Annotated in this window: 17 protein-coding genes; 11 read left to right on the top strand and 6 right to left on the bottom strand. The window is 65.9% G+C overall.

The genetic code is table 11. From position 1 onward, the window contains the following. The 4 genes from V7Q53_RS03200 to V7Q53_RS03185 form a co-directional block, all read right to left on the bottom strand. Positions 1-1629 carry a monovalent cation/H+ antiporter subunit D gene (locus V7Q53_RS03200; RefSeq protein ID WP_333826933.1) on the bottom strand — a complete coding sequence of 543 codons (1629 nt, stop codon included), beginning with the start codon at positions 1627-1629 and terminating at the stop codon, positions 1-3. Positions 1630-1641: 12 nt separating this feature from the next. Continuing rightward, on the bottom strand, positions 1642-1989 hold the full coding sequence (locus V7Q53_RS03195; RefSeq protein ID WP_333826932.1) for a Na+/H+ antiporter subunit C: 348 nt from the start codon (positions 1987-1989) through the stop codon (positions 1642-1644). Beyond that, positions 1989-4838 (bottom strand): monovalent cation/H+ antiporter subunit A, encoded by a 2850-nt coding sequence (locus V7Q53_RS03190; protein WP_333826931.1) that lies wholly within the window; start codon positions 4836-4838, stop codon positions 1989-1991. Before V7Q53_RS03190 ends, V7Q53_RS03195 begins: the two co-directional genes overlap by 1 nt. A 228-nt stretch (positions 4839-5066) precedes the next feature. Next, positions 5067-5273: a cold-shock protein gene (locus V7Q53_RS03185; protein ID WP_333826930.1), complete on the bottom strand. Its 207-nt coding sequence runs from the start codon at positions 5271-5273 to the stop codon at positions 5067-5069. A gap of 236 nt (positions 5274-5509) precedes the next feature. Between V7Q53_RS03185 and V7Q53_RS03180 the strand changes: the two genes are divergently transcribed. The 10 genes from V7Q53_RS03180 to V7Q53_RS03135 all read left to right on the top strand — a co-directional run bounded on the left by V7Q53_RS03180 (position 5510) and on the right by V7Q53_RS03135 (position 16585). After that, positions 5510-6205, top strand: a complete 696-nt coding sequence (locus tag V7Q53_RS03180; RefSeq protein WP_333826929.1) for a lytic transglycosylase domain-containing protein — start codon at positions 5510-5512, stop codon at positions 6203-6205. Further along, positions 6202-8298 carry a flagellar biosynthesis protein FlhA gene (gene flhA / locus V7Q53_RS03175; protein WP_333826928.1) on the top strand — a complete coding sequence of 699 codons (2097 nt, stop codon included), beginning with the start codon at positions 6202-6204 and terminating at the stop codon, positions 8296-8298. The genes V7Q53_RS03180 and flhA overlap by 4 nt, the downstream gene beginning before the upstream one ends. A 5-nt stretch (positions 8299-8303) precedes the next feature. Further along, positions 8304-9101 carry a flagellar biosynthetic protein FliR gene (locus V7Q53_RS03170; RefSeq protein WP_333826927.1) on the top strand — a complete coding sequence of 266 codons (798 nt, stop codon included), beginning with the start codon at positions 8304-8306 and terminating at the stop codon, positions 9099-9101. Then, complete coding sequence (locus V7Q53_RS03165) at positions 9098-10207, top strand: EscU/YscU/HrcU family type III secretion system export apparatus switch protein (RefSeq protein ID WP_333826926.1); 1110 nt, start codon at positions 9098-9100, stop codon at positions 10205-10207. The genes V7Q53_RS03170 and V7Q53_RS03165 overlap by 4 nt, the downstream gene beginning before the upstream one ends. Continuing rightward, positions 10204-10566 carry a hypothetical protein gene (locus V7Q53_RS03160; RefSeq protein WP_333826925.1) on the top strand — a complete coding sequence of 121 codons (363 nt, stop codon included), beginning with the start codon at positions 10204-10206 and terminating at the stop codon, positions 10564-10566. The genes V7Q53_RS03165 and V7Q53_RS03160 overlap by 4 nt, the downstream gene beginning before the upstream one ends. Before the next feature lie 342 nt (positions 10567-10908). Beyond that, positions 10909-12345, top strand: a complete 1437-nt coding sequence (locus V7Q53_RS03155) for a UbiA family prenyltransferase (RefSeq protein WP_333826924.1) — start codon at positions 10909-10911, stop codon at positions 12343-12345. After that, positions 12342-12755 (top strand): GtrA family protein, encoded by a 414-nt coding sequence (locus V7Q53_RS03150; RefSeq protein ID WP_333826923.1) that lies wholly within the window; start codon positions 12342-12344, stop codon positions 12753-12755. The genes V7Q53_RS03155 and V7Q53_RS03150 overlap by 4 nt, the downstream gene beginning before the upstream one ends. Continuing rightward, positions 12755-14071, top strand: coding sequence for an FAD-binding oxidoreductase (locus tag V7Q53_RS03145; RefSeq protein ID WP_333826922.1), 1317 nt, complete (start codon positions 12755-12757; stop codon positions 14069-14071). Before V7Q53_RS03150 ends, V7Q53_RS03145 begins: the two co-directional genes overlap by 1 nt. Further along, positions 14068-14802: an SDR family oxidoreductase gene (locus V7Q53_RS03140; RefSeq protein ID WP_333826921.1), complete on the top strand. Its 735-nt coding sequence runs from the start codon at positions 14068-14070 to the stop codon at positions 14800-14802. Before V7Q53_RS03145 ends, V7Q53_RS03140 begins: the two co-directional genes overlap by 4 nt. A gap of 127 nt (positions 14803-14929) precedes the next feature. Continuing rightward, positions 14930-16585: a hypothetical protein gene (locus tag V7Q53_RS03135; protein WP_333826920.1), complete on the top strand. Its 1656-nt coding sequence runs from the start codon at positions 14930-14932 to the stop codon at positions 16583-16585. A 369-nt stretch (positions 16586-16954) separates the two neighbouring features. On the opposite strand, the gene V7Q53_RS03130 is transcribed toward V7Q53_RS03135, so the two are convergent. Together V7Q53_RS03130 and V7Q53_RS03125 are read right to left on the bottom strand one after the other, a co-directional pair. Further along, entirely contained in the window at positions 16955-17962 is a 1008-nt protein-coding gene (locus V7Q53_RS03130; RefSeq protein WP_333826919.1) for an SUMF1/EgtB/PvdO family nonheme iron enzyme, read from the bottom strand. Beyond that, entirely contained in the window at positions 17962-19611 is a 1650-nt protein-coding gene (locus tag V7Q53_RS03125) for a hypothetical protein (protein ID WP_333826918.1), read from the bottom strand. The genes V7Q53_RS03130 and V7Q53_RS03125 overlap by 1 nt, the downstream gene beginning before the upstream one ends. 321 nt (positions 19612-19932) lie before the next feature. Between V7Q53_RS03125 and fumC the strand changes: the two genes are divergently transcribed. After that, the gene (gene fumC, locus V7Q53_RS03120; RefSeq protein WP_333826917.1) at positions 19933-21327 is read left to right on the top strand and encodes a class II fumarate hydratase; all 1395 of its coding nucleotides are present in this window, start codon (positions 19933-19935) and stop codon (positions 21325-21327) included. Position 21328 lies beyond the last annotated feature (1 nt).

Here is a 21328-nt window from a genome sequence, read left to right as displayed (position 1 = left end):
TCAACCCTCCTCTTCATCGGTGGCGGTTTGCGGGGTGGTGTCTGCTTCGCCCTCTTGCGCCATCGGCTCGGCGGTCAGCGGGTCCAGCACCTCAGCGGCACCCAGCACCGCCACGATATAGGCATTGCGCTCATGAAGCTGCTCAGCCGCGGCCTCGGCATGGCGCATGACCGGCCCGGCCAGAACCGTCAGTGCAATGATCAGCCCCAGCAGCGCCCCGATACTGGCCAGCGCCGCGCCCGGATGCGCATGGTCGGCAATCGCATTCACCCGCGCCTCGGGCTCAGCGGCAACCGGTTGGGTTGTCGCGTCCTCCGCCTTCCAGAACATCATCGAACCGGCGCGGGCAAAACCCACCACGGCGATCAGTGATGTGACCAGAATGGCAGCCCAGATCCAGACCCAGAGCGCATGATCGCGCAGCGCATCCATCACCAGCAGCTTGCCGATAAAGCCGGATAGCGGCGGCATCCCGGCCATAGCAATCGCCCCGCCAAAGAACAGCGCCGCAATCAGCCCGTTCTGCGCCATCGGCGGCAGTGCCACCAGTGCGGTATTGCCCCGCCGTGCGCGCAATTGATCGACGATCAGGAACAGCACGGCGGCGGCCAGCGTGGAATGGATCAGGTAATAGAGCGCGGCGGCGGTCGCCTGCGGCGTGAAGGCACCAATTGCCAGAAACAGCGTCCCCATCGAGCCGATGGCAGCAAACGCCACCACCCGCGCCATGGTGCCGCCCGCCAGCACACCGATCATTCCCACCACCAGCGTGATCAGCGCGGCGGGGATGATCGCATCGCTGGCCATACTGCCCGTGGCCTCAAGCCCGGGATGGAACACCAGCGTATAGACCCGGATCACCGCATAGGCGCCCACCTTGGTCATGATCGCAAACAGCGCGGCCACCGGCGCAGGCGCCAGTGCATAGGTGTTGGGCAGCCAGAAATGCAGCGGCAGAAGCGCGCCCTTGAGCACGAACACCAGCAGCAGAAGCGCCGCCGCCACCCGCAGCAACGCCGTATCGCCGGCTGGCAGCTCGGCCGCGCGCACCGCCATATCGGCCATGTTCAGCGTGCCCAGCACGCCGTAAACCGTGCCAAGCGCGAACAGGAACAGTGTGGAGCCCGCGAGGTTGTAGATGACATACTGCACCCCGCCCCTCAGCCGCATCCGCCCGCCGCCATGGATCATCAGCCCGTAGCTGGCGATCAGCAGGATTTCAAAGAACACGAACAGGTTGAACACATCGCCCGTCAACATCGCGCCGAACAGGCCCATGAGCTGGAACTGATAGAGCGCATGGAAATGCCGCCCCCGCGCATCCCAGCCCGAGGCCACGGCATAGGCCAGCACAACCAGCGCCAGCACCGCCGTCAGCAGCACCATCATGCCTGAAAGGCGGTCCAGCACCAGCACGATACCGAAGGGCGCGGGCCATGCGCCCAGCTCATAGGATTCGATCACGCCGGTCGCCGCAGAGGCGTAAAGTGCCGCCGCCATGACCACCAGCGCCACCGTCGATGCCAGCGAGAAAACGCGCTGCAACACCAGGTCATAGCGCATCGCCAGCGCAATGACCGGCGCGACAAGGCCGGGCAGAATGATCAGGGCTACAATCCAGTGTGACACCAATGCTCTCCCTCAGCGGTCCGTCTTGATGCGGGTTCCGGGTTTCTCGATATCCAGCGCATCGGTTCCCGAATTCAGATACGCCCCAAGCGCCAGAATGACCGCCAGCGCCGTCATGCCAAAGGCAATGACGATGGCGGTCAGCACCAGCGCCTGTGGCAACGGGTCAGCATAGGGGGCGGGTTCGATCAGCACGGGCGGCGCGTTCAGCACCAGCCGCCCGCTGGCGAACAGGAAGGTGTTGACCGCATAGGTCAGCAGTGACAGGCCCAGCACCACCGGGAATGTGCGCAGGCGCAGCATCAGATACACGCCCCCCGTGGTCATGATGCCGATGGCGGCAGCAACGAGCAGTTCCATCAGCGGGCCTCCTTCTTGCCGTCACCGGATTCGCGCGGGTCCACATCCATGGGGGTGATGTTCACCCCCTCGCCCGCCCGCCGTCCGATCCGGCTGAGCGAAGCCAGCGCCAGCATCACCGAGCCGACGACCGTCAGGAACACGCCCAGATCGAAGGGGATGGCGCTGGCCAGATGCACCGGCGACAAGGGCGGCACGGTCACATAGGCATTGGCTGAGGTCAGGAAGGGCGCGCCAAAGAACCACGAGCCCACGCCGGTCAGCACCGCGAACAGCACCCCGACCGAGATGATCGCGTGGTAGTCAAAGCGCTGCCGCTCCTGGCTCCAGGCAAAGCCCGAGGCCATGTATTGCATGAGCAGCGCTATCGCCACCACCAGCCCGGCGATGAACCCGCCGCCCGGCTCGTTATGACCACGCAGGAAGATATAGACACCCACGGTCAGCGCGATCGGCAGCGCCACGCGCGTTGCCACCACCATCATCAGCGGGTGACGGTCATGCGCGACCGGCCGGTCAGGTTTGTAATTCGCCAGCCTGCGCGAGGCCGGGCCATGCAGCACCCCTTCCACCAGCGCAAAGATGGCGAAGGCGGCAATGCCCAGCACGATGATCTCGCCCATCGTGTCAAAGCCCCGGAAATCCACCAGAATCACGTTCACCGCATTGGTGCCGCCGCCCCCGGTATAGGAGTTCTCCAGATGATAGCCCGAGATGGAGGGGATCGACAGATCGCGCACCAGAATGGCATAGGCCAGCGCCGAGGTTCCCAGCCCGGCAACCGCCGCGATCACCCCGTCGCGCATCCGGCGCAAGGCAGAGCTTTCAACCGGCGTGTCCTTGGGCAGATAGTTCAGCGCCAGCAGCAGCAGGATGATGGTCACCACCTCTACCGTCAGCTGCGTCATCGCCAGATCGGGGGCCGAGAAATAGATGAACCCCAGCGCGATCACCAGACCGATGATCGAAATCACGATCAGCGACACAAAACGCTGGCGATGCAGCACTACCAGCGCCACCGTGGCCGCGACCAGCAGGAAGAACCCGGCCAGCGGCAGCACACTCATCGGCAGCAACGGGCGCGTGCCCGCCGTATGCGGCGCACCCGCGAAAGCCCAGAGGCCGAAGGCCACCACCGCAACCGTGAAGATCGCCAGATAGCGGGTCATCGCCCCGTCATGCAGCGCCAGCGTAAGCCGCTGTGCCTGCCGCGCGGCAAAGCTTTCCACGATGGCATCAAAGATCACTTTGGCCTCCGGGCGGCGCGCATTGTCCCAGCGCCGGGCCAGCGGGTAGTGCGTTTTCAGCAGCGCCAGCCCCACCCCGATGGCGATGATCGACATGAACAGCGCCGGTGTCACGCCGTGCCAGAGCGTCAGCGAGTAATATGGAAGATCCGCGCTGCCGATCACCGCGCGCGACACGGTTGCCACCAGCGGCCCCACCATGGTCTGCGGGAACAGGCCGATCAGCACCACCAGCACCGCCAGCAGCGCAGGCGCGGCCCACATGCCGAAACCGGGGTCATGCGGCTTGCCCGGATAGTCGTTGCGCTTCGGGCCAAGGAAAACATGGGTCACGAAGCGGAACGAATAGGCCACCGAGAACAGCGCGCCCAGTGTCGCCAGCACCGCCACCACGGGCCCGGTTTCCCATGCCGCATCCAGCATCATTTCCTTCGACAGGAAGCCGTTGAACAGCGGAATCCCCGCCATCGACAGCGCCGCCACCGTGCCGATCGCAAAAGTGACCGGCATCAGATGCCGCAGCCCCCCCAGCCGCTTGATGTCGCGGGTATGCGCCTCATGGTCGATAATCCCGGCGGTCATGAAGAGCGCGGCCTTGAAGGTGGCGTGGTTGATGATGTGAAACACCGCCACCACGGCGGCAAACTGGGTGCCCATGCCCAGCAGCATGGTGATCAGCCCCAGATGGCTGACGGTTGAAAACGCCAGCAGCGCTTTCAGGTCATCCTTGAACAGCGCAATCACCGCGCCCAGAACCATGGTGATCAGCCCTGCCCCGGTGACCAGATAGAACCACGCATCCGTCCCCGAAAGCACCGGCCACAGCCGCGCCATCAGGAACAGCCCCGCCTTCACCATCGTGGCCGAGTGCAGATAGGCCGAAACCGGCGTCGGCGCCGCCATCGCATGCGGCAGCCAGAAGTGGAACGGGAACTGCGCCGATTTGGTGAACGCGCCCAGCAGGATCAGGATCAGCGCCGGCAGATACAGCGGCGAGGCCTGAATGGCGTCTTTCTGCGTCAGAATGACCGAGATGTCATAGCTGCCCGCGATATCCCCCAGGATCAGCATGCCCCCGATCATCGCCAGCCCGCCCATGCCGGTGACCGCCAGCGCCATCCGCGCGCCCTGCCGGCCTTCCGGCAGGTGTTTCCAGTAGCCGATCAGCAGGAAGGACGACAGCGAGGTCAGCTCCCAGAAAATCAGCAGAAGCAGGATGTTGTCGGACAGGACGATGCCCACCATCGCGCCCTGAAACAGCAGCAGATAGGTATAGAACTGGCCCATCGGGTCAGCCTTGGACAGATAGAAACGCGCATAAAGAATGATCAGCAGGCCGATCCCCAGAATCAGGATCGAGAACAAAAGCCCCAGCCCGTCGAGCATGAAATTCGCGTTCAGCCCCAGCCCCGGCAGCCAGTCAAACCGCGCCATCACCACCTCGCCGCGCATCACGGCGGGGGCGTGCATCAGGATGCCCAGAAGGGCCAGCGCCGAGATGGCGAATGTGGCTGTGGCGCAGGCGTTGCGGCCCGCGCGGATCAGAAGACCGGGTAGCAGCGCGCCCAGAAAGGGAAGAGCTGCGATCAGGGCAAGGGACATACCTGCTGGGTTCCGTTTTGTTGGGCCCGATGGAAGGCGCTTGGACTGTCGTTATTCGTGCTTTTGTCGTCCCCGGATGGCCGGAGCCGCGCCGCATAAATTTTGCACATGGCCCCGGAAGTCAAGCGAAACCGGCCCGGAACCCGCCGAAATCGCCCCGCAAACCGCTACCGCAACGAAAAAGGGCGGCCCAAAGGCCGCCCCTTCAACAATCGTGGAAAACCTGGCTCAGGCCAGTGCCAGATTGGTCGCCGACTGGCGGCCGTCACGGCTGGTTTCCATGTCAAAGGTCACTTTCTGACCGTCGTCCAGACCGCGCAGGTCTGCGCGCTCCAGTGCGGTGATGTGAACAAAAATGTCTTTCGAGCCGCCATCCGGCTGGATGAAGCCATAGCCCTTGGTTGCGTTGAACCATTTCACGGTGCCAGTTGCCATCGTGTAGTCTCCTGTCAGATGCTGCCCGCGTAAGTGCGACAGCCCGGCGTAGTCAGTCTAAAGATCGAGCGCGCGGGATGTCGGAAGACAGTTCAGCAGGTCGATAAGATAACGTCGCCCTTGATTCCTGCCATAAAATGGCCTGTCGCGCAAGGAATATCACGTGGCGCCAGCGGCAGTTACCCTTTGTCAACCATTCCCCGGCTAGGGTTGCAGGACACTGCTGAAGGTCCGCGATGAAGAATTCTCGCCTCCGTGGCGCGCCCGGCGCGCTTGTCCTGTTATTGCTCCTGCCGCATGCGGCGGTGGCAGAGGCCGCGCTGTGCGAAAACGCCGCCCGCCGCGCCGCGGGCGAAAGCGGGGTGCCTGCCGATGTGCTGCTGGCGATTGCCCTGACCGAGACCGGGCGCATGACCGACGGGGTGATGCGCCCCTGGCCCTGGGCGGCCAATCTGGATGGTCAGGGCCACTGGTTTGACACCCCGGCCCATGCGCTGGCCTTTGCCGAAAGCGCCATTGCAACCGGGCGCACGGGGTTTGATCTGGGCTGCTTCCAGATCAACTGGCACTGGCATGGTGAACATTTCGCCTCCCCCCGCGCGCTGCTCGATCCGCTGGAAGGCGCGCGCTATGCCGCCCGCTTTCTGACCGATCTCGCCGATGAACTGGGCAGCTGGGAGGCGGCGGCAGGCGCCTATCACTCGCGCACCCCGCAACTGGCCGCCCGCTACCGCGCCCGCTTTGACGCCCTGCGCGCCGGGCTTGCGGGCAGTGCCCCGGCGCTCAATACCCCTGCCCCGGTGCCGCGCGTCAACACCTTCCCGTTCCTGATCGCCGCCGACACCGACAGCGCCCCCCTCGCCTCGCTCGTCCCCATGGGTGCGGCCAGCGCGGCCGCCTTCCTCCCCGCCTTGCAAGAGCACCACCCATGATCCTGACGCTGACCCAGCTCTTCCGCCCGACCGTGCTGTTGGCGGTGGCCCTCATGGCGGTGATCGTGATGATGATCCTGCCGGTCCCGGCCTGGATGCTCGACATCGGCCTCGCGGCCTCGTTCGCGCTGGCGATCCTGATGTTCACGGTCACGCTTTTCATCGAACGCCCGCTTGATTTCTCGATCTTCCCCACCGTGCTGCTGGCTTCGCTCATGCTGCGCCTCTCGCTCAATGTCTCCTCGACCAAGCTGATCATCGGCGAGGGGCATACCGGGCCGCATGCCGCCGGGGCGGTCATTCAGGGCTTTGCCAATTTCGTCATGGGCGGCAGCGTCTTTCTGGGCGTGGTGGTGTTCTGCGTCCTCCTGATCGTCAATTTCATCGTCATCACCAAGGGCGCAGGCCGCATGGCCGAGGTCGGCGCACGCTTCGCGCTTGACGGAATGCCGGGCAAACAGATGGCGATCGACAGCGACATGTCGGCGGGCGCCATTGATCACCACGAGGCCAAGGCACGGCGTGAGCGCGAACAGCAGGAAACCACGTTTTTCGGCTCGCTCGACGGGGCCTCGAAATTCGTCAAAGGCGATGCCATCGCGGGGTTGCTGATCACGCTGCTCAACATCGTCGTGGGGCTGGGCACCGGCACCCTCATGCATGGCATGCCGCTTGGTCAGGCCTTTGAAACCTATGCCATTCTCACGGTCGGTGACGGGCTGGTCAGCCAGATTCCGGCGGTGATCATCTCCATCGCCGCCGCCCTGCTTCTGGCGCGCGGCGGTGCCACGGGGGCAACCGATCTGGCACTTTTTGCCCAGCTTGGCCGCTACCCACCCGCGCTGATGACTGTGGGCCTTCTAATGGGGCTTTTCGCGCTGGTGCCGGGCCTGCCCTTCGTGCCCTTCGTGCTGGGGGCTGGCGTGCTGATGGGCGCGGCCTGGTATGCACAGCGCCACGCCCGCACCCTGACCGAAACCCCTGCGACCGAGGCCGCGCCGGAACTCAGGCCGATGTCGCTGGGCGATGTCCTTGATCTGGATGAAATCCATGTCAAATTCTCGCCTGATCTGGTGCCGATGGTGCTGGACCCGGCGGTGGGGCTGGATGCGCGCATCACCAATATGCGCACCCATGTCATGCGCAGCTTCGGCCTCATCCTGCCCGAAATCCGCCTGACAGACGAGGCCGCGCTGGGGTCAGGCGAATATGCGATCCTGATTCAGGGGGTCGAACAGGGGCGCGACCGGCTTTTCCCCGACAGCAGGCTGGCGCTGCTTTCCGGCGATACGGATAACCTGCCCGAAGGCGTCGATGTGCGTGAGCCGGTCTATGCCGCGCCCGCCCGCTGGATCTCCCCCGATGACGAGGAAAGCGTGGCGCTTCTGGGCCTCACCGTCGTCAGCCCGACCGAGGTTCTGGCGACCCATCTGCTGGAGGTGCTCAAGGCCAATTTCGGGCGCCTGCTCAGCCTGCGCGGGTTGCGGCGGATGCTCGATGAGCTGTGCAACCTCTCTGACCCCAAACGCTCCGAGGCCAACCGCCGCCTGATCGACGAGCTGATACCGGACCGCGTTCCGGTTGATCTGCTGCTGAGCGTGTTGCGGATGCTGCTGGATGAGCGCGTCTCGGTGCGCAACCTGCCGCTGATCCTTGAAACCATCGCCGAGCTGCGGCCCCAGAACGCCCCGCCTGAGCTGGTCTGCGAACATGTCCGCCAGCGGATGGGTTTCCAGCTCGTCTCTGCGCTGCGCAGGCCCGACGGCTCCATCCCGCTGGTGCAGCTGGCACCGGAATGGGACGCGCTGTTCGCCAGCTATCAGATCGAAGGGGAGCGCGGCGGCACCGATATCGCCCTGCCCCCGGCCGAGTTCGGGCGCCTCTCAACCGCGCTGGCTGAGAAATTCGCGCAGCTTGCCGATGCGGGAACGCAGGCCGCGCTGGTCTGCACCGCCCGGCGACGGCGCTTCCTGCGCACCGTGATGGCCGCGCGCGAAATTCCCGCGCCGGTGCTGTCGTTCGAGGAAATCGGGATGGAGGCGCGGCCCGCCCTCGTCGGCCAGATCCCGGCGCCCGTCGCCGAACCCGCCTGATCCGCATGTCACCCGAACTGATCGCCACGCTTGACCTTCTTGCGGCCGAGGCCCGGCAGGCGCTGGTGCAGGGCTTTCTGGTTTTCGCCCGCGTGGGGGCCTTCTTCGCCCTGCTGCCCGCGCTTGGTGAACAGGTGGTACCTGCCCGTATCCGGCTGATGGCGGCCTTCGCCATGACGCTGATCATCGCCCCCGCCGTCCTGCCCGATATCGCCGCCCGCCCCGATACGCCGGGCGCGGTGGCGCAGTTCCTGTTCATCGAGGCCGCGATCGGGCTGGCCTTCGGTGCGGGGCTGCGGCTGATGGTTCAGGGCCTGCAGATGGCCGGAACCATGGCCGCGCAGGCCACCTCGCTTGCGCAGTTCTTCGGCGGCGCCGGGGTTGACCCGCAACCGGCCATCTCGCAGGTGCTGGTCATGGCGGGGCTGGCCCTTGCGGTCATGTCTGGCCTGCCCGCGCGCGCGGCCGAGTTCCTGATCCTGGGATACGGCCTTCTGCCCGCCGGGCAGTGGCCCGATGCGGGCGCGATGGCCCAGTGGGGCGTGGGCCGGGTCAGCCATGTCTTCACCCTGGCCTTCGTGCTGGCCGCGCCTTTTGTGATCGGCGCCAGCATCTACAACCTCGCGCTGGGGGCAATCAACCGCGCCATGCCGCAGCTCATGGTGGCCTTCATCGGGGCCCCGGCGCTGACCTTTGGCGGGCTTTTACTGTTCATGCTGGCCGCGCCCCTGATGCTGGCGGTCTGGCAGGATGCCTTCCTCGCCCTTCTGGCCGACCCCGCCGCCCGCAGCGGTGCCCGATGAGCGAAGACGACAGCACTGAAAAGCCGCATGACGCCACGCAGCACAAGCTGGATGAAGCGCGCAAACGCGGGGAAATCCCGAAATCCGCCGATCTGACCGCCACCGCCGCCGTGGCCGGGCTGCTGATGCTGGCGCTTCTGCCCGGCGGCTGGGCACCGCCGCGTCTCGGCGCCATCGGCGCGGGGCTTCTGGAACGCGCCGACCTGCTGTCGCACCTGATGCTGGCGGGCGGGACGGGGGCGATGGATGCGCTGATGCTCGCCCTGATCGAGGCGCTCGCCCCCCTCTTCCTGCTCCCCGCGCTGGCGGTTCTGGCCACGCTTTTCGCCCTGCGCGGCATCGTCTTTGCTCCGGAAAAGCTCATACCGAAAGCCTCGCGCATCTCGGTGATCTCGAATGCGAAAAACAAGTTCGGCCCCTCGGGCCTGTTCGAATTCGCCAAAAGCACCGTCAAACTGGTGATCTATGCCCTTGTTCTGTGGCTCTTTCTTGCCGCCCGCCTCCCCCGGCTGATCGCCACGATCCACCTCAGCGCCGGGCAGGCGGTGGCCGAGATGATGCGCCTGATCGTCGAATTCCTGTTTCTGGTGCTCATCATCATGGCCCTGATCGGCGCCGTTGATTACCTCTGGCAGAATTTCGACCATCGCCGCCGCCAGCGCATGAGCCATCAGGAACTGCGCGATGAACACAAACAGGCCGAGGGCGACCCGCATATGAAACAGGCGCGGCGCCAGCGCGCGCAGGAAATCGCCGCCAATTCCATGCTGGCCGACGTTGCCCGGGCCAGCGTGGTGATCGTCAACCCCACCCATTATGCGGTCGCGCTGCAATGGGAGCAGGGCAATCTGGGGGCGCCGGTCTGTCTGGCCAAGGGCGTGGATGAAATCGCCGCACGGATCCGCGAACGCGCGCAGGAGGCGGGGGTTCCGATCCACAGCGACCCGCCCACCGCCCGCGCGCTGCATGCCACCACCGAAATCGGTGCGGAAATCGCCGCCGAGCATTACGCCCCCGTGGCCGCCGCGATCCGCTTTGCCGAACTGATGCGCCGCAAGGCGCGCGCGCGCGGCAAAACCCCTGGCAGCGGCAGGAAAACCCCATGAAACACCCCGACCCCGCCCGCCTTGACCGCCTGCAGGCCATCGCTGCCATGAAACGCGATGCTGAGCTGGCAAAACTGGCGATGGTCGCGCAAAGCAGGGCGCGGCTGCTTCAGGCCCTTGACGGCCTCAATCAGGCAGAGGCCCCGCTGGAGGACGAGAGCAACCCGGGGCTGATACGCGCGCGGCTCGCCCACATGCGCTGGATCGAGGGGCGCCGGCGCCTGCTCAACCAGCGCCTTGCCCTGATCCAGGCCGACTACCTCGAACGCCGCCCGGCAGCCGTTCAGGCCTTCGGCCGGGCACAGGTTCTCGGCACTCTGGCCGCACAGCTCCGCGCCCGGACAAAACCGCCGCGGTAAGCCGCGCCTCCTGAAATCAGAAATCTGACGCGCCAAGCCACACCGTGAGCGCCCTCAGGCGCGCCTCAACGACCCGTCCAAACCGACGAAGCGATCCCCGCCCCCCCCTTTCACCTGTTCAGAAATATCCCGGGGGAGTCCGTTCTGCAAAGCAGAACGGGCGGGGGCAGCGCCCCCCTTCCTGAACAAAAAAGGCGTCTGCGCAGCAGTCAATCCGGTCAATGGCGGACAGGTGCGCAGCCGCAAGCGGCCTCCGACCCGGCGCCGGTCTGCTTTGGTCCTTGCATCGGCGCGTGGACAGTGCAAGCCTGACCGGAAACAATAACAATACCGGACGGGTCAATGCGCGGCGAGGATGGACGCGAAATCGTGCTGGTGGTTGATCTGGACGGCACCCTGATCCGCTCGGACATGCTACTGGAATCCTTCTGGTCCGGGTTCGCCCGCGACTGGCGCACGCCTTTGCGCGCCGTGGCCGGGCTGACGCAGGGCCGCGCCGCGCTCAAGGCCCGGCTCGCCGCCTGCGGTGCGCCTGATCCGGCCACCCTGCCCTATAATCCCGCCGTTCTGGCCCAGATCCGCGACTGGCGCGCGGCGGGCGGGCGGGTGGCGCTGGTCACCGCCGCCGATCAGCGTCTCGCGCAGTCGGTCGCCGATCATCTTGGCCTCTTCGATGCCGTTCACGGCTCGGACGGCACCACAAATCTGAAGGGCCCCGCCAAGGCCGCCTTTCTGCGCGATACCTTCGGGGCGGGCGGGTTTGCCTATATCGGCGATCACAGCGCCGATCTGCCGGTATGGGAGATCGCCCATACCGCGCTCACCGTCGGCGCCTCCCCGGCGCTGCGCGCGCAGGTGGATGCCCTGCGCCCCGGCGCCACCCATCTGGCCCCGCCCGCAAACGGGATGCCTGCGGCGCTGCGCGCCATGCGGCCGCATCAATGGCTCAAGAACCTGCTGGTCTTCCTGCCGATGATCGCGGGCCATGTCTTCACGCTTCAGACCATCGCACAGGGCGTTCTGGCTTTCATCGCCTTTGGTCTGGTGGCCTCCAGCGTCTATCTGCTCAATGACCTGCTCGACCTGTCCGCCGACCGCGCGCATCCGCGCAAGCGCGCCCGCCCGCTTGCCTCGGGCGCGCTGCCGCTGATCCGGGGGATGGCGATGGTGCCAGTGCTGCTGGTCTGCGGCATGGCGCTGGCGCTGTTTCTGGGGCCGATGTTCCTGCTGGTCCTGACCGGATATTACGCGCTGACGGTGGCCTACTCGCTCTGGCTCAAGCGCAAGATTCTGGTCGATATCTGTGTTCTGGCAACGCTTTACACGCTGCGGGTGATCGCGGGCGGCGTGGCCACCGATATCCCGCTGTCGGTCTGGCTTCTGGCCTTTGCCGCGTTCTTCTTTCTGTCGCTGGCCGCCGTCAAGCGCCAGGCCGAGCTGGTCGATGCCGCCGAGCGCGGGGTGACCAATGCCTCCGGGCGTGGCTATCAGGTGAGCGATCTGCCCTTTGTGTCGCAGATAGCGGTGTCATCGGGTTTTGTCGCGGTGCTGGTGATGATGCTCTATCTGAACGCGCCCGAGGTTCTGGCGCGCTATTCCAGCCCCTGGCTGTTGTGGGGGGCCTGTCTGGTGCTGCTCTACTGGGTGGCGCGGATGGTGCTGCTGGCCCATCGCGGGCAGATGGATGATGACCCGGTGGTCTATGCCACCCGCGACCCGGTCAGCCGCGTGGCCATCGCGCTGATGGCGGCGCTGGTCATCGGGGCGACGCTGCTGTGAGCCGCACCAGCCTGATCCTGCGCTACGCTGCCTTCGCGGTGCTGGCCACGCTGGCCAATCTGGCAATGCAGCGGCTGGTGCTGCTGACCGGCGAGGGGGCGGTGCATTTCACGCTGGCCGTTCTGGCGGGCACGGCGCTGGGGCTGGTGGTGAAATACCTGCTCGACAAGCGCTGGATCTTCTTTGACACCGCCACCGGGCTGGCCGCGCATGGCCGGCAGTTTTCGCTCTACACGGTGATGGGGCTGGTCACCACGGCGATCTTCTGGGGCACCGAGACCGCTTTCTGGCTGATCTGGCAAAGCCATCTGGCGCGCGAGGCCGGGGCCGTTCTGGGGCTGGCGGTGGGCTATGTGGTGAAATACCATCTGGACCGGCGCTTCGTCTTCGCGCCCGCAAGGAGTATGTGATGGAACTTTCGGGATGGGGCCGCTACCCGCGTGTGCAGGGCACCCTCACCGCCCCGCGCGACGCGGCGGCGCTGGCCGCGCTGCTGGCCACGGCCCCGCCGCTGATCGCGCGCGGGCTGGGGCGCGCTTACGGTGACAGCGCGGTGGGCGCGCAGACCGTGTCGATGCGCCATTTCAACCGGATGATCGCCTTTGACCCCGCCACCGGCCAGCTTGTGGCCGAGGCCGGTGTAAGCCTTGCCGAGGTGATCGACGCCTTCCTGCCGCGCGGCTGGTTCCCCTCGGTCACGCCCGGCACCAAATTTGTCACCCTTGGCGGCGCCATCGCAGCCGATGTCCATGGCAAGAACCATCACAGCGAGGGGGCGTTTTCCGCCTTCACCGACTGGCTTGACCTGATGGGCCCTGACGGCAGCGTCACCCGCTGCTCGCGCACGGAAAACCCTGAGCTGTTCCAGAACACATTGGGCGGCATGGGCCTGACCGGCATCGTGCTGCGCGCCGCCATCCGCCTGCGCCCGGTTGAAACCGGCTGGATCCGCCAGACCATGATCCCCACCCGCAACCTGGACGAGGCGCTTGAAGTGTTCGAGGAAACGCTTGCCGCCACCTATTGCGTCGCCTGGATCGACTGTCTGGGCACCGGCGCGCATCTGGGCCGCAGCCTTGTGATGACCGGCGAACATGCCACCCTGAACGAGGCCAAACGCCCCGCCGCACCCTTTGACACGCCGCGCCACCGCAACATCCCCTTCCCCGTCGATCTGCCCGGCTTCGCGCTCAACCCCTATACGGTGCGCGCGTTCAATGCGCTTTACTACCGGATGGGCGCGCGCAAGGCCGGTGAGGGGCTGGTAGACTGGGACAGCTATTTCTACCCGCTCGATGCGGTGCAAAACTGGAACCGCCTGTATGGCAGGCGCGGTTTCATGCAGTTTCAGTGCGCGTTGCCGCTCGATACCGGGCGCGCCGGCCTGACGCAGCTTCTGGAAGCCATCGCGCGCAGCGGCGCGGCCTCGTTTCTGGCGGTGCTCAAGCGCTTCGGCGCGCAGGACAGCGCCGTTTCCTTCCCGATGGAGGGTTATACACTGGCCCTCGATTTCCCCATGACCCCGCGCAGCCTTGCCCTGATGCCCGAACTTGACCGCATCACCATCGACCACGGCGGGCGCTTCTACCTAGCCAAGGACAGCCGCATGAGCCCCGAGACACTGCGCCGGACAGACCCCCGCTGGGCCGAATTCAGCCGCTGGCGGCAGGCCCAGGGGATGGACACGCACTTTGCCTCGGCCCAGTCGCAAAGGCTGGAGCTATGAGCGGCGCGGTGCTGATCCTTGGGGCGCGCTCGGATATGGCGCGCGCCTGCGCCCACCGTTTTGGCCGCGCCGGGCACCCGCTGGTGCTGGCCGCGCGCAACGCCGCCACGCTGGAGGCCGATGCGACCGACCTGCGGCTGCGCTACAACGTGCCGGTGACCTGCGCGGAGTTCGACGCAACCGATATCGCCACCCACGCCGCCTTCCTTGATGCCTTGCCGGAACTGCCCGCGATCGCCCTGTGCGCCGTGGGCGCGATGGGCGATCAGGCGCTCAGCCAGCAAGACCCGCAGGCCGCCGCCACCGTGTTCCGCACCAGTTTCGAGGGGCCTGCGTTGATTCTCGGCGCGCTGGCGGAGCGGTTTGAAAAGCGCGGTTCGGGCACGATCATCGGCATCAGCTCGGTCGCGGGTGAGCGTGGCCGCGCCTCGAATTATGTCTATGGGGCGGCAAAGGCCGGGTTCACCGCCTTTCTTTCGGGCCTGCGCAACCGGTTGGCGCGCACCCCGGTGCAGGTGATCACCGTCCTGCCCGGTTTCATCGCCACCCGCATGACCGAGGGGATGGATCTGCCCGCCCGCCTGACCGCCCAGCCCGCCGAAGTGGCGGAGGCGATCTTCCGCGCCCATCAAAAACGCCGCAATGTCATCTACATACGCCCCGTCTGGCGGCTGATCATGGCGATCATCCGCGCCCTGCCCGAACCGCTGTTCAAGCGCACCCGCCTGTGACGGCATCGCTGCACTGCGGTACGGGTGTGGGGTGGTGTGCCCGTTTGATAGGCGAATCGCCGCGCATGCCAGTAAAACAAGGCTTTCGTTCATTGTTTGGCAACCGTTTCGGGGTTATCCGAAACACATGAGCAGCAAAAAATCTTTCCAGCCGCTTCAGCCCGGCACCTCAGATACCACCGCGCCACATCATGGGCCGCGTCTTGGCCGGGGCATGTTGATGCTGCTGGCCACCGGGGCTGTCGTGCTGGCCGCCTCGGCGGCGGCGGGGCGGTATTACTGGCCGGCGGAGGGTGCGCGCACGGCGGCGCCCGCTCCCAGCCTCGTCCCCGCTGACTTCACGCCGCAGGTCTGGATCTGGTCGCATGAGACCAACGCGCCCGAAGGTTTCGCCGATCTCACACGGCAGGAAAATCCGCTGGGCATGCTGCCGGGCCACGCCCCGCTGCCCCGGATCACCCAACGCTATGTCGCCAGCCAGCCGCGCCTGACGTCAGAGCCGCAGCAGGCAGAGGCTGCTGGCACCGAGCCGGCGGCCCCGCGCATCGCGGATGCCGCGCCTTTGGATGAACAGAACACAGGTGAGAGCGGTTCACAGAGGACAGAACCGGCGCCCGCCCGGACAATCGTCATCGCCAGCCGCCCGCCGCTCGTGCCGCCGCGCCGCGCCCTGCGCAGCGGCACCGCCGGGCTCAGCGCTGACGCCGCCACCGAAGCCACAGTTGAAATCGCGATCGCGGCCCCGGTTGAAGCCCCCGTTGCCGGTCTTGCGGCAGGATTGGCCGATCCCGGCCTCGCCCGCTCACCCCGCCCCCCCGCGCGGCCTGAAAGCGTGGTGCGTATGGCAAGCCTCGTCGCGCAGCTCCCCGCCGCACAACCCGTCGCCGGTTCCGCTCCTTCTTCCACCGGCCCCTCTTCCGCTGCGCCGTCTGCCACCCAGCCGACGCAGGTGGCCGCAGCCCTTGACGTGCCACCCCTTTCCGCTGGTCGTGACAGCTGCCCCGCCTCGCTGACCCGTGCCCTTCCACAGCGCCCCCCGGGAGCGCAGGGCGGACAGGCCGCCATCGCCCGCCTCGCTTCCAGCGCAGGCTCCGGGCGCGATACAGCCATCGCTCAGGCCGTCATCTCGGGCAACCTGCCGGATTTCCTGCGCCGTCTGGTGCCCGTCACGGTAACAGGCACCGGCGCGGACGGACGCCCCGCCCGCATCACCCTTTGTGTGATGCCGGATTATCTTGCACTGGGCAGCGACAGTGATTTCGTGCGCGTGCCGCTGGGGCTGCCCGCCGCCTCGCTGATCGCTGAACGTTTCGACATGGTTCTGCCCACCACGCGCATGGTCGATGCCATTCACGCGCAGGCCTCGCTGCGGTTGCGCCCCTCGCCGATGACGCCGGGTGCACAGATGGCCTCGACCGATTATTTCCTGCGCCACAACGCCACGCTTGAAGGTCAGCGCCGCACTGCAGGCGGAACGCTGGGCATGCTGGTGTCAGGGCACAAGAAGGATCTGGTGCTGTCGAACCGGCTGGAGCGCAATCCGGGCCGCGTGGCCATCTATGGCTGGCATCAGGCCAATGGCCAGCCGATCCAGCCGCTCAGCACGGTCCATGGCGCCAGCTATGCCGATTACAGCCACGGCATCCGGCTGGTCAGCCGAACGGCCTTCATCAACGGACAGGCGGTGGACCTGCGCGATCTTCTGCGTGACGGGCGTTATGCGGAGCTGATCAGCAATGAGGGGCCGATCACCTCCCGCCTGATGCTCGCCGCGTTGCGCTGAGGGCGGCTTCCGGCTTTGCGCGGCCTGACCACACAGGCGGCTGAAGGATGCGCCGTCAGAAACGGTCAGCAAGGAAATGGTCAGCGCGCGGTTCAGCGAACCAGTCGTGATATGCGCACCCGATCACCCGAACCCGCGCAGATTACCTGCAAGGCCGCGATGCGTTCCCCTGCGATGGCATCTTCTATCGGAAACGCTCGCCGGTGTCAGGACTGAAAGACAGCCTGCAGGGGTGGGGACCGTGCGGCACCTGGCAGCCCAACCGGAACCAAAAACCCGAGCCAGGATCAAAGAGAACGGTTGCGCAGGCACCGTCCCGCCGCGCAACCCCTTGTTCTCAGACGACCGGAAGCCAGCCCCCAACGCAGCTCAACGGATATCGCGGAAGCAGCGGAAGCCGAGATGGTAATTGTGGTGGCTCGCGCGGTCCATTACCCGGCTTCCGTGCCAGAACGGTGCCCGCCAGCGCGCCCAATGCTCATGCGCGCGGATCTGGTCCCAGACGAACCAGCTGCCCTTCATCTCGGTCACGCCCAGCGTGGTCGATCCCCGGCTGGCCATCTGGTCTTCGCTCAGCGGCAGGTTCATATGCTCCGCCGCGTTCCCGTCGATATCATAGACCCCGAGCGGACTGTGACACTGCGGGAAGGAACCCGCCGGATAGGTGTTGGACCCGCAGGTGTTGAAATTCCCGCCGTCACAGCTGGGCGATTTGGAGCTGCCGGTCGCGCAGATGCCACGCCTCCACGCGCCGATCGAATAGACATCACGGGTGGAGGCGTAATGCTGGTTGTGCCACGCGCGGATCGTGTTCACCGCCGCCGACATCCCCATCCCCCGGACCCGGTCAAACGGATAATCCGGCGGCAGCAACTGGCCCGCCGCCGCCCCTTCCCATTCATGCGCATCGCCCATCCGCGCCCCTTCGGCCGCACACAACTGCGCCGCCTCATTCGCCCGGACCCAGACCACCGGATAGGCCAGCGGCACATTGGGATATTCAAACATATGCGCGCAGACCGTCGCATCCTCAGGCCGCTGGGTTGCGGGGTCATAAAGTGGCACCTCATAGGGCCGCCCGCAGATCCGCTCGAACCGGGCGTTGCGATAGCCCTGTCGCACGCTGTCCACCGTGCCGCCCAGTCGCCCCGCCGCCTCAGCGGGCGTCAGCGGGTGGCGGGTGATGGCAGGGTTGCCCTGGCCCATCCAGCGCGACCCCGCAAAGATCTCGCGCACCCGGTTCATGGTCGCATCCGACAGGCCCCGCGCGGCCTGCATCTCGGCAAACATGCGGGCGTTGTTCTCAGCGAGAGTCTGTGCGCCCAAGGGCGCAAGCCCCAGCATCAGCACCATCGCGGCAGTGGCGAAACGCTTCATCATTCTCTCCCTTGACGGCGCAGCAGGTAAATGAAGTCGCGGCTGTCCGAATATTCGACAAAGCGCGCGATCATCGTGCCATCGCGCTGGCGTGTATCGGATTCAGCCATGCGCCGGTCCAGATGGAAGGTCTGAAACCCCTCCTCCCCCGGCCGGCGCGTGTAGATCGCGGCATAGGTCAGATCGAGTGCATTCATATCGAGCAGCATCGCATAATCGCAGCCATAGGACTGGAATGTCCGCGTCATCCCCGAGGGCGTGGCCGAGGAAAACACACCGTAGAGCAGAAACTGCCGCCCGTCCGCCTGCCGGATGCAGGCCCCGGCGCGAAGGGTGCGCAACTGCGCCTCGGCAGAGCCTGACCAGTTGCCCAGCATCCAGCTGCGCACATGCTCGCCCGCGACCGGGGCACCATCCGGCCCCGGTTCGACCAGCGCCACGCCGTTCTGCCGGGCGAAGCGGATGCGCGGCAGCAGCGCGTTGTCCGCCTCCTGCCATGTCCGCATCTGGATAGAGCCGTCATCAAGGGTGAAAAGCGTCGCCAGTCCCGGCTGCAACCGGCTGAGCACCACGCCCTGCACCATGAAGCCATAATGGTGGCCGCTGTTCGACTGCGACATCGGCCCCGAGCGGAAAGCGGCATGCTCACGCTTGAAGCCGCCCGCAAAGATGGCCGCCACCCGGTCTGTCATCACCGGGCTGAGCATGCCGGTCATCGCCAGCGGTTGCAGCGTGTTGAACCCGTCCGGCCCCGGCAGGCCGGAGCGCCCCGCACCGCTGGGCCGGGGCGACCAGTTCACCGCCGGATGGTCGGTTCCCAGTTCATACCCCATTTCGAACCGGCTGAGATCAAAGGCAAAAAGATGGACATCGGCGTTGTTTTCCACCCCGTCCAGCCCATTGGCCTCGCCCCGGCGGTTCAGGATATCAGGATGCACCATGCCCGGCTGCATCACGCTGGCATAGACCCCGGGCGCATCCTGCACCGCATACCAGCTTCCGGCCTCCATCCGCCCCTCTTCGGTGCCGATCAGGTCCACCCGCAGGTTGGAGCGCATCACCGGATGGCTGCGCAGTTCGGCCTGCCCCAGCGCTTCAACGGCAGCCCCGGCCTCGGCCTCATCCAGCGCCTCGGAGGTCTGCAGATAGGCATCCTCATAGAGCGTGTCTTTCAGCAGCGTGATGATGCTTTCGCCGAAGGGCACATAGCCGCGCAGGAATTCCGCCATCGATTCGCGCGCGCTGCGCGAGCCGGAACCGCGGTTGCGCAGGTAAAGTTGCTGATCGCAGATCGGTGCGTAGGGCAGGCCAGAGCGCGCGGCTTCCTGCAGCTCCCCCTCCCAGGGGCGGCAGGTGCTGCGCCCGTTTCCGGAGGTGATTTCAATCGCCGGTGCCTCGCCGGTGCTCAGTGAAATGACGAACACATCCGGCGCCGCGTTTTCCAGATGGAAGGCGCGCGCCTCGTTGCCCGCGCCGGTTTCAAGAATGAACCAACTGTTCACCCGCGGGTTCAGCGCGGTCAGCCGCACAGGCGCGCCGCCCGGCAGTGTTGCCGACAGCTCGGCGCGGAAGGGCTGAAATTCGATCACACTGCGCCGCTCGGTCTGCTGGAAACCGGCAAACTGGGCAGCGCGCTGGGTGGCGGGCATATACCACGGGTCCGGCAGCGGTTCAGTCGCCCCGGCCGGAGCCGTCAGAGCGCCCGAAACAGCGCCGGTTAAAGCGGCGGTCAGCAGCAGTGCCGTAACTCCGGGGACTACGCCGACACGAAAATGGTTAATGAACAAGAATTCTCTCCGGAAACAGCTGTGACAATCGGGGCCTGCGGCCCGCTTTGCTGAGCCTGCATTAATTCCCTGATTCAGGCAACGACGGAGCTGTGCTGTCAACCATTCAGTATACATCAGCATGCAGATTGATTTCCGCCGCCGCGCTGGCTAGAGAATGCCCAAACCATCAGGAGAATGCCCATGACCGCCACGCGCACCGAGACCGACAGCTTTGGCCCCCTCGATGTCCCCGCCGACAAATACTGGGGCGCGCAGACCCAGCGTTCGATCATCAATTTCCCCATCGGATGGGAGCGTCAGCCGGTCGCCATCATCCGCGCGCTGGGGGTGATCAAGAAGGCCTGCGCGCTGGTCAACCTTGAACAGGGCGATCTGGCGCCGGAACTGGCCGAGGCGATTTCGGCTGCCGCGGGTGAGGTGATCGAGGGCCGGTTTGACGACAACTTCCCGCTGGTGGTCTGGCAGACGGGGTCAGGCACGCAGTCAAACATGAACGCCAACGAGGTGATCTCGAACCGCGCAATCGAGATGATGGGCGGGGTGATGGGGTCGAAAAAACCGGTTCACCCCAATGATCACTGCAATATGGGCCAATCCTCCAACGATACCTTTCCCACCGCCATGCATGTCGCCATCGGCATGATGGCGCGCGATGTGCTGCTGCCGGGCCTGCGCAAGCTGCATGCGGCGCTGGAAGCGAAATCGGTTGAGTTCAGGGATATCATCAAGATCGGCCGCACCCATACCCAGGACGCCACGCCGCTCACGCTGGGTCAGGAATTCGGCGGCTATGCGCATCAGGTGAAGAAGGGGATCGAACGGGTTGAGGCCTGCCTGCCTGACATCTATGAGCTGGCACAGGGCGGCACTGCGGTGGGCACCGGGCTGAACACGCGCAAGGGTTTCGCCGAAAAGGTCGCCGCCCAGATCGCCGGTATCACCGGCCTGCCCTTCGTCACCGCGCCCAACAAGTTCGAGGCGCTGGCGGCGCATGACGCAATGGTGATGTTCTCGGGCGCGCTGAAAACCGTCGCCGGGTCGCTTTTCAAGATCGCCAACGACATGCGGCTGCTTGGCTCCGGACCGCGCTCCGGCCTGGGGGAGCTGATCCTGCCGGAGAACGAGCCCGGCTCGTCGATCATGCCGGGCAAGGTCAACCCCACCCAGGCCGAGGCACTGACCATGGTCTGCGCCCATGTCATGGGCAATGACGCCGCCGTAGGCTTTGCCGGCTCGCAGGGGCATTTCGAACTCAATGTCTATAACCCGATGATGTCCTATAACGTGTTGCAAAGCATGCAGCTTCTGGGCGATGCGGCCGCCAGCTTCACCGACAACATGGTCACGGGCACGCAGGCCAATGTGGCCCGGATCGACAAGCTGATGAAGGAATCCCTGATGCTGGTCACGGCGCTGGCGCCCACCATCGGCTATGACAACGCCACCAAGGTCGCCAAAACCGCGCATCAGAACGGCACCACCCTGAAAGAAGAGGCCATTCGCCTCGGCTTTGTCGATGCGGAAACCTTTGACCGCGTGGTTCGTCCCGAAGACATGATCGGCCCGAAGGACTGAT

The organism is Pararhodobacter sp. (assembly GCF_036802785.1).
Lineage (GTDB): Bacteria > Pseudomonadota > Alphaproteobacteria > Rhodobacterales > Rhodobacteraceae > Pararhodobacter.
Note: the sequence above shows the minus strand (reverse complement) of the source record. Positions and strands in the feature narration are given on the sequence as shown.